The organism is Enterobacter cloacae complex sp. SHL021, from assembly GCF_049237765.1.
Taxonomy (GTDB): Bacteria; Pseudomonadota; Gammaproteobacteria; order Enterobacterales; family Enterobacteriaceae; genus Enterobacter; species Enterobacter cloacae.
Genome location: NZ_JBMKJG010000010.1, coordinates 74957 through 88660, shown reverse-complemented (window position 1 = coordinate 88660; position 13704 = coordinate 74957). Strand labels below are relative to the sequence as shown.

At 55.8% G+C, this 13704-nt stretch carries 13 protein-coding genes; 8 read left to right on the top strand and 5 right to left on the bottom strand.

From position 1 onward, the window contains the following. Positions 1 to 86 precede the first annotated feature (86 nt). The 5 genes from ACOTZF_RS12105 (at position 87) to cysE (ending at position 3198) form a co-directional block, all read left to right on the top strand. Positions 87 to 518, top strand: a complete 432-nt coding sequence (locus ACOTZF_RS12105; RefSeq protein WP_013094920.1) for a rhodanese-like domain-containing protein — start codon at positions 87 to 89, stop codon at positions 516 to 518. 11 nt (positions 519 to 529) lie between these two features. Continuing rightward, positions 530 to 781, top strand: a complete 252-nt coding sequence (gene grxC, locus ACOTZF_RS12100) for a glutaredoxin 3 (protein WP_010426371.1) — start codon at positions 530 to 532, stop codon at positions 779 to 781. 33 nt (positions 782 to 814) lie between these two features. Continuing rightward, a complete protein-coding gene (gene secB, locus ACOTZF_RS12095) occupies positions 815 to 1282 on the top strand; it encodes a protein-export chaperone SecB (RefSeq protein ID WP_003860835.1) in 468 nt (155 codons plus the stop codon). Beyond that, complete coding sequence (gpsA, locus tag ACOTZF_RS12090; RefSeq protein ID WP_013094921.1) at positions 1282 to 2301, top strand: NAD(P)H-dependent glycerol-3-phosphate dehydrogenase; 1020 nt, start codon at positions 1282 to 1284, stop codon at positions 2299 to 2301. The genes secB and gpsA overlap by 1 nt, the downstream gene beginning before the upstream one ends. Positions 2302 to 2376: 75 nt before the next feature. Next, on the top strand, positions 2377 to 3198 hold the full coding sequence (gene cysE / locus ACOTZF_RS12085) for a serine O-acetyltransferase (protein WP_013094922.1): 822 nt from the start codon (positions 2377 to 2379) through the stop codon (positions 3196 to 3198). Here cysE and trmL read toward each other — a convergent pair. From trmL to lldP, 5 genes are all read right to left on the bottom strand, one after another. Then, entirely contained in the window at positions 3195 to 3668 is a 474-nt protein-coding gene (trmL, locus tag ACOTZF_RS12080; RefSeq protein ID WP_013094923.1) for a tRNA (uridine(34)/cytosine(34)/5-carboxymethylaminomethyluridine(34)-2'-O)-methyltransferase TrmL, read from the bottom strand. The two genes, cysE and trmL, sit on opposite strands and share 4 nt — an antisense overlap. Before the next feature lie 45 nt (positions 3669 to 3713). Continuing rightward, positions 3714 to 5054 carry an MFS transporter gene (locus ACOTZF_RS12075; RefSeq protein WP_020686509.1) on the bottom strand — a complete coding sequence of 447 codons (1341 nt, stop codon included), beginning with the start codon at positions 5052 to 5054 and terminating at the stop codon, positions 3714 to 3716. Between the two features lie 181 nt (positions 5055 to 5235). Further along, positions 5236 to 6423 carry an FMN-dependent L-lactate dehydrogenase LldD gene (gene lldD, locus ACOTZF_RS12070; RefSeq protein ID WP_013094925.1) on the bottom strand — a complete coding sequence of 396 codons (1188 nt, stop codon included), beginning with the start codon at positions 6421 to 6423 and terminating at the stop codon, positions 5236 to 5238. Further along, complete coding sequence (gene lldR, locus ACOTZF_RS12065) at positions 6420 to 7193, bottom strand: transcriptional regulator LldR (protein WP_020686511.1); 774 nt, start codon at positions 7191 to 7193, stop codon at positions 6420 to 6422. The genes lldD and lldR overlap by 4 nt, the downstream gene beginning before the upstream one ends. Next, positions 7190 to 8845: an L-lactate permease gene (gene lldP, locus ACOTZF_RS12060; RefSeq protein WP_023621174.1), complete on the bottom strand. Its 1656-nt coding sequence runs from the start codon at positions 8843 to 8845 to the stop codon at positions 7190 to 7192. The genes lldR and lldP overlap by 4 nt, the downstream gene beginning before the upstream one ends. A 1081-nt stretch (positions 8846 to 9926) precedes the next feature. On the opposite strand from lldP, the gene ACOTZF_RS12055 reads away from it, so the two are divergent. Genes ACOTZF_RS12055 through ACOTZF_RS12045 form a run of 3 tightly spaced genes read left to right on the top strand, consistent with a single transcriptional unit; the run spans position 9927 to position 13695 of the window. Beyond that, a complete protein-coding gene (locus ACOTZF_RS12055) occupies positions 9927 to 10508 on the top strand; it encodes a fimbrial protein (protein WP_029881911.1) in 582 nt (193 codons plus the stop codon). Positions 10509 to 10539: 31 nt separating this feature from the next. After that, positions 10540 to 11211: a fimbrial biogenesis chaperone gene (locus tag ACOTZF_RS12050; RefSeq protein ID WP_038982547.1), complete on the top strand. Its 672-nt coding sequence runs from the start codon at positions 10540 to 10542 to the stop codon at positions 11209 to 11211. 3 nt (positions 11212 to 11214) lie between these two features. Beyond that, positions 11215 to 13695 (top strand): fimbria/pilus outer membrane usher protein, encoded by a 2481-nt coding sequence (locus ACOTZF_RS12045; RefSeq protein WP_048972671.1) that lies wholly within the window; start codon positions 11215 to 11217, stop codon positions 13693 to 13695. The last annotated feature ends 9 nt before the right edge of the window (positions 13696 to 13704 follow it).

Sequence of the window (13704 nt, the reverse complement as noted above, 5' to 3'; positions counted from 1 at the left end):
AGGGTCGCTGGCTGTATTTGCCACAACGCACAGGTATACTCCTGTCCTGGTTTTTTTAATCACTAAGTCGGGAGTAGTTACCCTCCATGCAAGAAATTATGCAATTCGTTAGCCGCCATCCGGTTCTGAGCATCGCGTGGATTGGCCTGCTGGCCGCTGTGCTGTTCACCACATTTAAGGGCCTGACGTCTAAGATTAAGGTTATCACCCGTGGTGAAGCGACGCGTCTGATTAACAAAGAAGATGCCGTCGTGGTCGATCTGCGTCAGCGTGACGATTTCCGCAAAGGGCACATTGCAGGCGCTATCAACCTGCTGCCAGCTGAAATCAAAGCCAACAACGTGGGCGAGCTTGAGAAGCATAAAGCCCAGCCGATTATCGTTGTTGACGGTACCGGCATGCAGGCGCAGGAATCTGCTAGCCTGCTTCATAAAGCAGGCTTCGAAAACGTCTCTGTACTGAAAGAAGGCATTTCCGGCTGGAGCGGAGAAAACCTTCCTTTGGTGCGCGGTAAATAAGGAGTTCAGTGATGGCCAATATCGAGATCTACACCAAAGCGACCTGCCCGTTCTGTCACCGTGCGAAAGCGCTGCTGAACAGCAAAGGCGTAACGTTCCAGGAACTGCCGATCGATGGTGACGCGATAAAACGCGAAGAGATGATTCAACGTAGTGGTCGCACGACGGTTCCGCAGATTTTTATTGATGCGCAGCACATTGGCGGCTGTGATGACTTGTATGCGCTCGACGCCCGTGGTGGACTCGATCCCCTGCTGAGCTAAGAGACTTTAGGACAATTTAAAAAGGGTTTTTCCATGTCAGAACAAAACAACACCGAAATGACTTTCCAGATCCAGCGTATCTACACCAAGGATGTCTCTTTCGAAGCGCCAAATGCGCCACATGTTTTCCAGAAAGATTGGCAGCCAGAGGTTAAACTTGATCTGGATACCGCATCAACCCAGCTGGCTGATGACGTGTATGAAGTCGTACTGCGTGTGACCGTGACCGCCTCTCTGGGCGAAGAAACTGCATTCCTGTGTGAAGTTCAGCAGGGCGGTATCTTCTCCATCGGCGGTATTGAAGGCAACCAGATGGCGCATTGCCTGGGTGCATACTGCCCGAACATCCTGTTCCCGTATGCGCGTGAATGCATCACCAGCCTGGTTTCTCGCGGTACATTCCCGCAACTGAACCTTGCGCCAGTTAACTTTGATGCGCTGTTCATGAACTATCTGCAGCAGCAGGCTGGCGAAGGTGCTGAACAACATCAGGATGCCTGATGAGCACTGTTAATGCGTCAATGACTGTGATCGGTGCCGGCTCTTACGGCACCGCTCTTGCCATCACGCTGGCAAGAAATGGTCACGAGGTGGTCCTGTGGGGTCACGACCCAAAACATATCGCAACGCTGCAGCACGACCGCTGCAACGTGGCGTTCCTTCCTGACGTTCCGTTCCCTGACTCCCTGCACCTGGAAAGCGACCTTGCGACCGCGCTGGCAGCCAGCCGCAATATTTTGATTGTGGTGCCGAGCCATGTGTTTGGCGACGTGCTACAGCAGATCAAGCCGCTGATGCGCCCGGATGCACGCATTGTGTGGGCAACGAAGGGGCTGGAAGCCGAAACCGGTCGTCTGTTGCAGGACGTTGCCCGCGAAGTGCTGGGTACCGAGATCCCGCTGGCGGTTATCTCCGGCCCAACGTTTGCCAAAGAGCTGGCCGCAGGCCTGCCGACAGCGATTTCGCTGGCATCCACCGACCAGGCCTTCTCCGACGATCTCCAGCAGCTGCTGCACTGCGGCAAGAGCTTCCGCGTGTACAGCAACCCCGATTTTATCGGCGTGCAGCTGGGCGGTGCGGTGAAGAACGTCATCGCCATTGGCGCCGGGATGTCCGACGGCATTGGCTTTGGTGCCAATGCACGTACTGCGCTGATTACCCGTGGGTTAACCGAGATGTCCCGTCTCGGGGCGGCACTGGGTGCCGATCCGGCCACCTTTATGGGGATGGCGGGTTTAGGCGATCTGGTGCTGACCTGTACCGACAACCAGTCGCGTAACCGCCGCTTTGGCATGATGCTCGGTCAGGGCATGGATGTAAAAGGCGCGCAGGAGAAGATTGGTCAGGTGGTTGAAGGCTACCGCAATACCAAAGAAGTCCGCGAATTGGCGCACCGTTTTGGTGTCGAAATGCCAATAACCGAGGAAATTTATCAGGTATTGTATTGCGGAAAAAATGCGCGCGAGGCAGCATTGACCTTATTAGGTCGTGCGCGCAAGGACGAGCGCAGCAGTAACTAGTCGGAACCATTGTCACCTGAATGACCCAGCCAGCGCAGAACTGGCTGGTCATTATACTATCGTCTGGAGTAAGCAATGCCGTGTGAAGAACTGGATATCGTCTGGAATAATATTAAAGCCGAAGCCCGGGCGTTGGCCGACTGTGAGCCGATGCTGGCCAGTTTCTACCATGCAACGTTACTCAAGCACGAAAACCTCGGTAGTGCCCTGAGCTATATGCTCGCCAACAAGCTGGCGTCTTCAATCATGCCCGCCATCGCCATTCGTGAAGTGGTGGAAGAGGCCTACGCCGCAGACCCGGAAATGATCGCCTCTGCCGCCTGTGATATTCAGGCCGTGCGCACGCGTGATCCGGCGGTCGATAAATATTCTACGCCGCTGCTGTACCTGAAGGGTTTTCATGCCTTACAGGCGTACCGCATCGGCCACTGGTTATGGAAGGAAGGCCGCCGCGCGCTGGCAATTTTCCTGCAAAACCAGGTTTCTGTGACCTTCCAGGTTGATATTCACCCGGCGGCCAAAATTGGCCGGGGGATCATGCTCGACCATGCCACCGGGATTGTTGTCGGTGAGACGGCGGTCATTGAAGATGACGTGTCGATCCTGCAGTCGGTTACCCTGGGCGGTACCGGCAAAACCAGCGGCGATCGCCATCCGAAAATTCGTGAAGGGGTGATGATTGGCGCGGGTGCCAAAATCCTCGGCAATATCGAAGTGGGCCGCGGCGCGAAAATCGGCGCGGGCTCTGTGGTGCTGCAGCCCGTGCCGCCGCACACCACCGCCGCTGGCGTACCGGCGCGCATCGTCGGTAAGCCAGACAGTGATAAACCATCGATGGACATGGATCAGCACTTCAACGGCATTCACCATACGTTTGAGTATGGTGACGGCATTTAACTTCTGAGAATGGCGCCCGGATACCCCAGCTGGCGCCAGGCTTCATACACCACCACGGACACGGCGTTCGACAGGTTCATGCTACGGCTGTCCGGCATCATCGGAATACGGATTTTCTGCTCAGCGGGCAGGGCGTCCAGAATCGTGGCCGGCAGGCCGCGGGTTTCCGGGCCAAACATCAGATAGTCACCTGCCTGGTAGCTCACGGCGCTGTGCGCGGGCGTGCCTTTAGTCGTCAGGGCAAACATGCGCTCTGGCTTTTCGCTTTCCAGAAACGCGGCGTAATCATGATGGCGAACCACCGCGGTAAATTCATGATAATCCAGCCCCGCACGACGCAGGCGTTTGTCATCCCACGTAAAACCCATCGGCTCGATAATATGCAGGCGAAACCCGGTGTTGGCGCACAGGCGGATAATGTTGCCGGTATTAGGCGGAATTTCTGGTTCGAATAAAACGATGTTAAGCATGCTGCCCCCTTAATTGCGGGGGCAGCATAGCAGAAATGACGGGCACTACGCGACGCCGGGTTCCTGTGGGCGGCAGCGCAGCATTTTGTAGACGGTGGCACCCGCGGCCACCAGCGCGGGCAGGCTGAGGATCATCAAAATACTGTCTGCCTGCCACTGCATGGAGAGAAGCTGCGCGCTGGTCATGGTACCCGCCACGCCACCAAAACGGCCAATTCCCTGCATCCACGCGATACCCGTCGCGCGGCATTCGGTTGGGTAGAAGGTGGCGGCCAAAGTTTGCATCCCTGATTGCGCGCCGTTCATGGCGATCCCCATCAGGAAAATCAATCCGCCAAACAGGGCGATGTGATTATGCTCCATGCCGAGCAGCAGGATGAGCGCCATGGTCAGCATAAACCCACCTGCCACCACCCTGTGCGCCTCCCAGCGGTCCATCATCCACCCGGCGAGAAGAATGCCTGCGGTACCGCCGAAGGTGAACAGCGAGGTGAGCCAGGCAGATTCCGCCAGCGGATAACCCATCCCCAGCATCAGCGTCGGCATCCAGCTCAGCAGGACGTAATAAATCACCAGCCCCATAAAGTAGGTCACCCACAGCATCAGGGTGCCGGGCAGCCAGGGCATAGAAAACAGCTGTGCCACGCTCCCTTTCTTAGACGCGACCCGCTCCTCCGCCAGGAAAAAGCCGGTCACGCCATCCAGCGTGCCGCGGGCGAAGCGGCTGGCGATACGGCGGATCTGCATCACGTCTCTTCCACGCTGAACCAGAAACTTCACCGACTCCGGCAAAAACAGCGCCAGCAGCAGCGTCAGGATCAGCGGGGCAATTGCGCCGGTCAGCAGTACGCTTCGCCAGCCGTGGTGAGGAATCAGCCAGGAGGAGATTGCCCCACCACCCGCCGCGCCCAGAGGAAAACCGCAGTACATGGTATTGATCGCCATGGCGCGACAGCGCTTAGGGGCAAACTCTGAGATCAGCGTGATGGCGTTAGGCATTGCCGCACCCAAACCCAGGCCGGTGAGAAATCGCCACAGCGTCAGGGTGTTCAGGGTTTGCGCCCAGGCGGCGCCCAGGCTTGCAAGACCAAAGAATAAACACGAAAAGACCAGCACGCGCTTGCGGCCCATCCGGTCCGATACCGGACCTGCGATCAGCGCACCCAGCGACAGTCCCAGCAGCGCGGCACTCAGTACCGGCCCCAGATCCTGTTTGTGGATCCCCCATTCTGCCGAGAGTGTCGGGGCAATGTAGCCCATTGCCGCTGTATCGAAACCATCGATTGCCAGCACCAGAAAGCCCAGCACAATGAGTAGCCAGTGAAACCATGAAAAGGAACTGTCGTCGATTACCTGCTGAATATCCACCTTACCTGAATAGGCCATACGCTCCTCTCTGATGTGATGTTGTTTTTGTGTTCTTGTATTTGCTTGTCTATACAATTGCGTGTGGCGGGGGATGTCAAATATTCTTATCTAATATGTTATCTAGATGTTATTTGTGGCACAAAAACGCGCCCGATGGAGGAGATCGGACGCGTGAGTAGGGCAGGTTAAGGGGAGGGGATCAGGCCGCGTCTCCGTGGGTAAGCGGTGCCAGTGCCGCAGGGATCTTACTCAGCTCCTGCACCAGAGAATCCTTGCTGATCTCGCCGATTGTTTTCGCCCCGGTGAGAGTCATTGCAACCTTCATCTCTTTCTCAATCAGGTTAAGCAGGTTTGCTACCCCTGCCTGGCCGCTGGTGGCCAGCGCGTAAAGGTAAGCGCGTCCCAGCAGTACGCTGTCGGCACCCAGCGCAATCATACGCACCACATCCAGCCCGTTACGAATACCGCTGTCGGCGAGGATAGCGATGTCGCCTTTAACCGCATCCGCAATTGCCGGAAGGGCGCGTGCGGATGAGAGCACGCCATCAAGCTGACGTCCGCCGTGGTTCGAGACCACTATCCCGTCTGCGCCAAAACGCACCGCGTCGCGGGCGTCGTCCGGGTCGAGGATCCCTTTGATCACCATTGGGCCGTCCCAGAATTCGCGGATCCACTCCAGGTCTTTCCAGGAGATGGACGGATCGAAATTGTTCGCCAGCCAGCCGATGTAATCTTCCAGCCCGGTAGGTTTACCGAGATAAGCCGAGATGTTCCCCAGATCGTGTGGACGGCCATTCAGGCCCACGTCCCACGCCCACTGCGGATGTGTTACCGCCTGCCAGTAACGACGCATAGCAGCATTCGGGCCGCTCATGCCGGAGTGGGCATCACGGTAGCGCGCGCCGGGGGTGGGCATATCAACGGTAAAGACCAGCGTGGAACAGCCCGCCGCTTTGGCGCGCTCCAGCGCGTTACGCATAAAGCCGCGATCGCGCAGGACGTACAGCTGGAACCACATCGGGCGTTTGATGGTCGGGGCCACCTCTTCAATCGGGCAGACAGACACGGTGGAGAGGGTAAACGGGATGCCTTTGGCATCCGCCGCCGCAGCGGCCTGCACTTCACCGCGACGGGCGTACATGCCACACAGCCCGACCGGGGCGAGTGCTACCGGCATGGAGAGCGTTTCGTTAAACAGTTTCGTCTCAAGGCTCAGATCCGACATATTCTTCAGCACGCGCTGACGCAGAGCCACCTCCGACAGATCTTCCACGTTACGGCGCAGGGTATATTCGGCATAGGCCCCGCCGTCGATATAGTGGAACAGGAACGGCGGCAAAATACGCTGCGCCGCGGCGCGGTAGTCACTGGCTGCTGAAATAATCATGCTTTGTTCTCCCTGGATATATCACTGTCGCCAGGCAGACGGGTAATACGCGCCTGTCGGGCCTGATCTTCATCAAATCGTTTAATGGTGGTGTGGACGAAGCCCAGATGCGCCATCATCGCCTTGCGTGCGGCCTCGGCATCACCGGCCAGAATGGCGTTGAGCACCGCCTCGTGCTGTTCGGTCAGTTGAGCAAAGACCGGCGGGACCAGATACATGCGCTGGCGGCTCTGCTTCACGGAGGATTGCAGCAGGTCGAAAAAACCGCGCATGGTCTGGAGCAGCACCACGTTGTGCGACGCCTCGGCAATCGCCAGGTGAAAGCGGACATCCGCCTGCGAAGCGATATCCGGGTCGCTGCTTTGCGTGGCGTCGAAGCAGGCCCTGAGCTTCTCTTTGTCGGCTTCGGTTGCCCGCATGGCCGCATGCCAGGCGGTACTGGTTTCGATAGCGTGACGGGCTTCGAGGATGTCGAAGCTGTAGTCCGGGTCATTCTCCATCAGGGTTTTGAGCGGCTGGACGATGTTTTGCTCGGACCAGTCGTCATGTTGCCAGCGCACAAAGGTGCCGCCGCCGCGACGGCTTACCAGTACTCCTTCGCTGACCAGCGTCGCCAGCGCTTCACGCAGGGAATTGCGTGACACGCCAAGCTGGGCGGCGAGTTGACGTTCGGCGGGCAATTTCATGCCCGCTTCCAGCTGTTGTTCTTCAATCAGCGCCCGCACGCGAGAGGCAATCTCGTCGGACAGGCGTCTGGGCATGACTATCATGGGATCATCCAGGTTAAGACATAGGCCTGCAGGGTGGTGATCACCCCGACCATGCAGGTGAATATCAGGCTGTGTTTCACGGTAAAACGGAACAGATCCGACTCTTTACCCACCAGCCCTACTGCCGCACAGGCAATGGCGATGGACTGTGGAGAGATCATCTTCCCGGTCACGCCGCCGGTGGTATTCGCGGCCACCAGCAGTACGTCAGAGACGCCAATCTGCTGAGCCGCCGTCGCCTGCAGGGCGGCGAACAGGGCGTTAGACGAGGTATCTGAACCGGTCAGGAACACCCCCAGCCAGCCGAGGAACGGCGAGAAGAAGGTGAAGGCGTGGCCGGTATGGGCCAGCGCCAGTGCCAGCGTTGATGACAGGCCGGAGTAGTTCGAGATAAACGCGAACGCCAGCACCATGCCGATGGAGTAGATCGGCAGCATCAATTCTTTAATGGTCGCCGCAAAGGTCTGTACCGCGGCGGCCGGTTTCATGCGCAGCCACACCACAGAAAGGAGTGCGGCAAACAGGATGGCCGTGCCGGTGGCGGAGAACCAGTCAAACTTAAATACCGCCGCGTACGGCGTGGCGTCGTGCACCACTGGCGGCATACGGGCGACCATCTTGTCGAGGAACGGCACGGAGATGTTAATCACCATGTCGTACAGCGCACCGCCCGGGGCGAACAGGGCCTTAAACGGCGGGATGCTCCACAGCGTTACGGTGGCGGTCAGGAACAGGAACGGTGACCAGGCGCGAACGATCTGCCCGGCGGTATAGCCCGTGCGGGCGAGCGTCTGATCCACGTGCGACGCGCCCATATCGGCAAAGCGGAAGATGCGCACAGGCTGCCAGCGTTTCAGGAACAGCGTCAGACAGACCAGCGACACCAGGGAAGAGATAATGTCCGGCAGCTCCGGGCCAAGGAAGTTGGAGCTGAGATACTGGGCAATCGCGAACGAACCGCCCGCCACCATCACCGCAGGCCAGGTCTCCTTCACGCCGCGCCAGCCGTCCATAATCGCCATGATCCAGAACAGCACGATAATGGTCAGGAACGGCAGCTGGCGGCCAACCATCTGACCAATCTCGAAGCTGTCCAGGCCAGTCACCTGGCCTGCGACCAGAATCGGAATACCCATCGCACCAAACGCCACCGGCGCGGTGTTGACGATCAGGCAAAGACCGGCGGCATAGAGCGGGTTAAAGCCCAGCCCCACCAGCAGCGCGGCGGTGATTGCCACCGGCGCACCAAACCCTGCCGCCCCTTCCAGAAACGCCCCGAAGGAGAAGCCGACAATCAGCATCTGCAGGCGCTGGTCCGGCGTGATGGAGAGAATCGACGAGCGAATGATGTCGAACTGCCCGGTTTTGACTGAGATTTTATAGACAAACACTGCGGCGATGATGATCCACGCAATCGGCCACAGGCCGTAGAAGAAACCGTAGACAACGGATGCCAGCGCGCGATCGATCGGCATTTTGTAGAAGAACAGCGCCACCAGCAGCGCGATGGCGACGGTGTACGTCGCGGCGAGGTAGCCCTTCAGCTTAAGCTTAATCAGCGCAAAGAAGAAGAACAGGATCGGCAGCGATGCGATCAGGCTGGACAGCCAGATATTTCCGGCCGGGTCGTAGTTTTGTTGCCAGAGGCTCATGCAGGTCTCCTGGGGACCAGACAGCCTATGCTGCGGGTGAGTCTCCGCTCATCTCTGCGTCACAGTCTGTGTAAAAGTGGTCCTGCCAATATTGTGTTGTAGGGGTAATGACAATGAATGGTTAATCAACTGTTGCTATTCGGCAATATATTTGTGACGTGAATCATTGAAACTGTGAACGAAGGATAGCTTTAAAACCCATTGGTAGGACCAAATCCACAATGTTCAGGGTTGAGCAGGAGCCGGGTCAAAATCGTGTCATTCAGTCAGGCGCGGTGCCTGGAGAAGGGGATAAAGAGAAGCAAGTACCGCAATTATGTTAACTTTAGGAGGGATTTATGTTTTATTCTGGTTTGTGTTGGGTGTCTTGCGTGTTTAGGGTGTGATTTTTTACCTAAAAATAAAAATTTTTTTTAGGTAAAAATGCGGAATATCATGTTTAGCAAAAAATTACATTTAAGGTAAATTTCACATATAGGATTTAACAGCTTATTACAAACGATCATTTGCTGATCAATGATAAAATATCCTTTATAAGAGCACCTGGCCAGTATAAAAACGATGTTTTTCGCACGATGCTAATAATTTCTTCTAATAATATTCTTAAAAAATTGATCAAACAATGATCAGTTGTGTAAGTAAAATAATTTAGCTTCGGTATTAGGAGGTAGTTAATAATTCTCAGGGCTATGGAAATGCGTTAAATATGTTATCTGGCTGTTAAATATGAAATGTGAAACAGGCCTGCTGAGCGCTTTTAAGTGCGTAGACGTTAAAAGACATTTGATTTACTATTTATTCAGATACAACGTTACAGAAGATGCTGAATTAAATTTTAACCACAAACTAATCATTGTTATTTGCGGCCTGACGAGTTTTCCAAAACTGTAGGATATAGCGAAAGGGTTTGCAGAAAATATACGGATTGTCACGCTGGGATGGACCCTGATTTATTCTTTGAGGTCGCGTCACCAATTCTGTTAGTACCCTTTGGGTGACGGTTTTAAAATCCTTATAGAAATTATTGTACCTGGTACAAAAATCAATATCTGTTTAATTTACAGAGGGGAAAGTGTTCCTAATGAAAATCAAAAATGTGGCGCTGGCATTTGCCACGGCGGGGTTTCTGTTATCTTCTCAGGCGGTGCTGGCAAGCAGTAATTCAGGCGTTAATACTAGCCTGAATACAGACGCAGGTACACAGAGCACAGGCGGTACAATCAACTTCACCGGCAAGATTACCCTTATTTCCTGTAACATTACTACGGCATCAAAAACCAAAACGGTAGATCTTGGGGCGTGGGCGAAAAGCTACTTCGATGAACACGTCGAAACAACGCCGCGTGAGTTCAAAATCAACGTCGAAAAATGCCCGGAAACGGTTAAATCTGTGGCGGTGCTGTTTGACGGGAATAAAGATGCGGTTGATGACTCGCTGTTGCAGGTTACGCCAGGCACGGGTATGGCGACGGGCGTCGGGGTGAAGCTTTATAACAGCGATCGCAGCACGGTTATTAAGCCGGGTACGGTTTCAAAAACCACCGCACCAGATGCTCAAGGCAATGCAGAATTAACGTTCTTTGCCGCACTGGACAAAGATGGAACGGAAATCAAAGCGGGTGATGTCAACGCTGTGTCCAATTTCCTGATGGTTTATAACTGATTATTTTTAGCCACCTCCAGAGATAATAGAGATGAAACGTTTGTCGTATATTATGCTCACTGCATTAATGATTAGCTCTGCGTCAGTTTCCGCAGGCGTAGTAATGGGGGGAACACGGATCGTATACCCGCAAAACAGTAAGGAGGTGGCATTTTCTGTATCTAATATGGAAAGTGCAGTACCCTATCTGATTCAGTCGTGGGTTGAGAATGACGCTGAAGGGAAAAACCGCGCCGCGCCATTTATCGTCACGCCGCCACTATTCAGGCTTGATCCGGATCAGACCAATACGCTTCGTATTCAATATACCGGCGCGCCGCTGCCCGCAGATCGTGAATCCGTATTTTGGCTCGATATTAAGGCCATTGCGCCAAAGCCAAAAGAGAGCAGCAACGAATTACAAATTAACGTTAAATCGAAATTTAAAATTTTCTACCGCCCTGAAAACCTGAAAGGCGATGCTGCAACCGCCTGGCAAAAGGTGAGATTCTCAACGACGCAGAAAGGGCTTGAGGCCACCAACCCGACGCCGTACTACGTCTCTTTTTATCGCCTCAGCGTCTCGGGGCACAACATTGAGCAACCGGGCATGATCGGCCCAGGCGAAACCCGCGAATGGCCTGTGGCAGCCTCCGGCAGCGTTACCTGGTCGGCTATTAATGATTTTGGCGCTATTACCGCGACCCGGTCGCAGCCTCTTTAAACCATGCCTTCTCGCCTGTTTCGTTATGCGCCACTTTCGGTGCTGCTGCTCAGCATAAGCCGTACAGGATGGGCCGAGGATTATTTTGATCCCGCCGCGCTGGAGCTTTCTTCTGCCGAACAGAAAACGGCGGATCTGCACTATTTCTCCGAAAAGGGCGGGCAGATGCCCGGCACGTGGCTCGTAACGATTGAGGTTAATGGACGCGAGGAACGGCATCAGGAGATTACTTTCGTCAATGAGAAAGGCAGCCTGCAGCCCGTGTTTAGCGTGCCGCTGCTGGAGACGCTCGGGGTGAATGTGGGGGCGATCCCGGCGCTTTCCCGGTTGCAGGAGGGAGAAACCTTCACGCATATCGCCGATTTTATCCCGGCGGCGCGGACCTCCTATGATTTTAACCAGCAGCGCCTGTTTCTCAGCCTGCCGCAGGCGGCGATGACGCACCGCAGCCGTGGCTATGTGCCTCCGTCGCAGTGGGATGACGGTATTCCGGCGGCATTTGTTGATTACAGCCTCACGGGGGGGCAGGCTCATCATCAAAACGGCGACACGACGTCAAGCTACCTTAGCCTGCGTAACGGCGTAAACCTGGGACCGTGGCGGCTGCGTAATACGTCGGCCTGGAGCTACAGCAACGCGGGCGGCAATCGTTTTCAGTCACAAAGCAGCTGGCTGAGCAGGGATATTCGCAGTCTGAACAGCCAGCTGCGGATCGGCGATGCCTGGACTGCCGGCGACCTGTTCGATAGCGTGGCGTTTCGCGGGGTTCAGCTCTCATCCAGCGAGAGTATGTTACCCGACAGCCAGCGCGGCTTCGCGCCGACAATTCGCGGCGTCGCGCACAGCTATGCCAGGGTTTCTGTTTCGCAAAATGGCTATGTCATTTATGAAACCTGGGTTGCCGCCGGGCCGTTTGTTATTAACGATCTGTTCCCCGGCGCGCAAAGCGGCGATTTGCAGGTGACCATCACGGAAAGCGACGGCTCGAAACGCGTATTTACCCAGCCTTATTCTGCAGTACCGTTTATGCGGCGCCAGGGCAGCCTGAAATACAGCCTCAACGCCGGACGCTTTCACTCCGGCTCCAGCGATGCCCGGTCGCCGGACTTTGTTGAAGGCGCTTTTTTCTACGGCTTGTTCTCCAGTATGACGGTATACGGCGGCTTTCGTACCGCGAATAACTACCAGGCCGGCGCCATTGGCGTGGGCAGAGGGTTTGGCGCGTTCGGCTCGCTGGGCGTTGACGATACGCTGGCAAAAAGCCGTTTATCTGACGGCAAAAGCGTAATAGGGCAGGCGTGGCGCGTTCAGTATCAGAAGGATTTTAATACCACCGGCACCGCCTTCAATCTGGCGAGCTATCGTTATGCTTCGCGCAACTTTTATGAGTTTAGCGAGCTGAATCAGTCTGACAGCCAGCAGTTACGGCTCAATAACCGCCGTAGCCGCTCGCAAATAACCTTCTCACAGACGCTGGGGCAGTTCGGCAGCCTTAGCGTTTCGGCGTGGATGCAGGATTACTGGCACACCTCCGGGCAGGATAAAACCATACACCTTGGCTGGTACACCAGCTGGCGGGGCATTTCATGGGGAGCGGGGTATGACTATACCGACTCAGCACGTGAGCAACATCCCGATCGCACCGTGTCGTTTAATATCAATATTCCGCTCGGTAACTGGCTACCGGACAGCTCGGTGAGTTACTTCATCAATAAAAATAACCGTGGGATGTCCACGCAGCAGGTGTCACTCAACGGCAGCGCGCTGGCGAACCGCAACCTCAACTATAGCGTTCAGCAGAGTAAAGCCAGTGAGGGACAAGCCGACAACACCAGTCTGGCGCTGCAATACAACGGCGGCTACGGCAACGTAAGCCTCGGTTATGATCGCAGCCGAAACGGCGATAATGCCAGTCTCGGCCTCGCCGGGGGCGTTATCGCCACACAGTATGGCGTTACGCTCAGCCAGCCGCTGGGCGATAGCGTCGCCCTGCTGCGCGTGCCTGGCGCGGCGAACGTTGAGCCGGAGGGCTACAGCGGCATCCATACCGACAGTCGCGGCTACGCGGTTATGCCCGCGCTTTCGGCCTATCGTAAGAATACCGTCAATCTTGATACGGCGACGCTTGGCGAAAACGTCGACGTTGAGCAGAGCGGTCTGACGCTCGTTCCCACCAGCGGCGCGGTGGTGCTTGCTAATTACGCAACGCACATTGGCTATCGCGTGCTGTTCTCCCTGCGATACCACGGCGAGCCATTGCCATTTGGCGCCCAGGCCGAGGTGGTGGAGCAAAAACGTCGTTCAGCCAACCGAAGCATGGTGGCTGACGGCGGTCAGGCTTACCTGAGCGGAGTACCGGAGCGCGGCACGCTGCGCGTAACCTGGTATGAAGACGGAGAGCCGCGTCAGTGCCAGACGCCGTTCAAACTGGGGGCGGTTCATATGGCTCCCGGCATCGCTACGCTGTCTCTTGAGTGCCACTAGAGGAATATT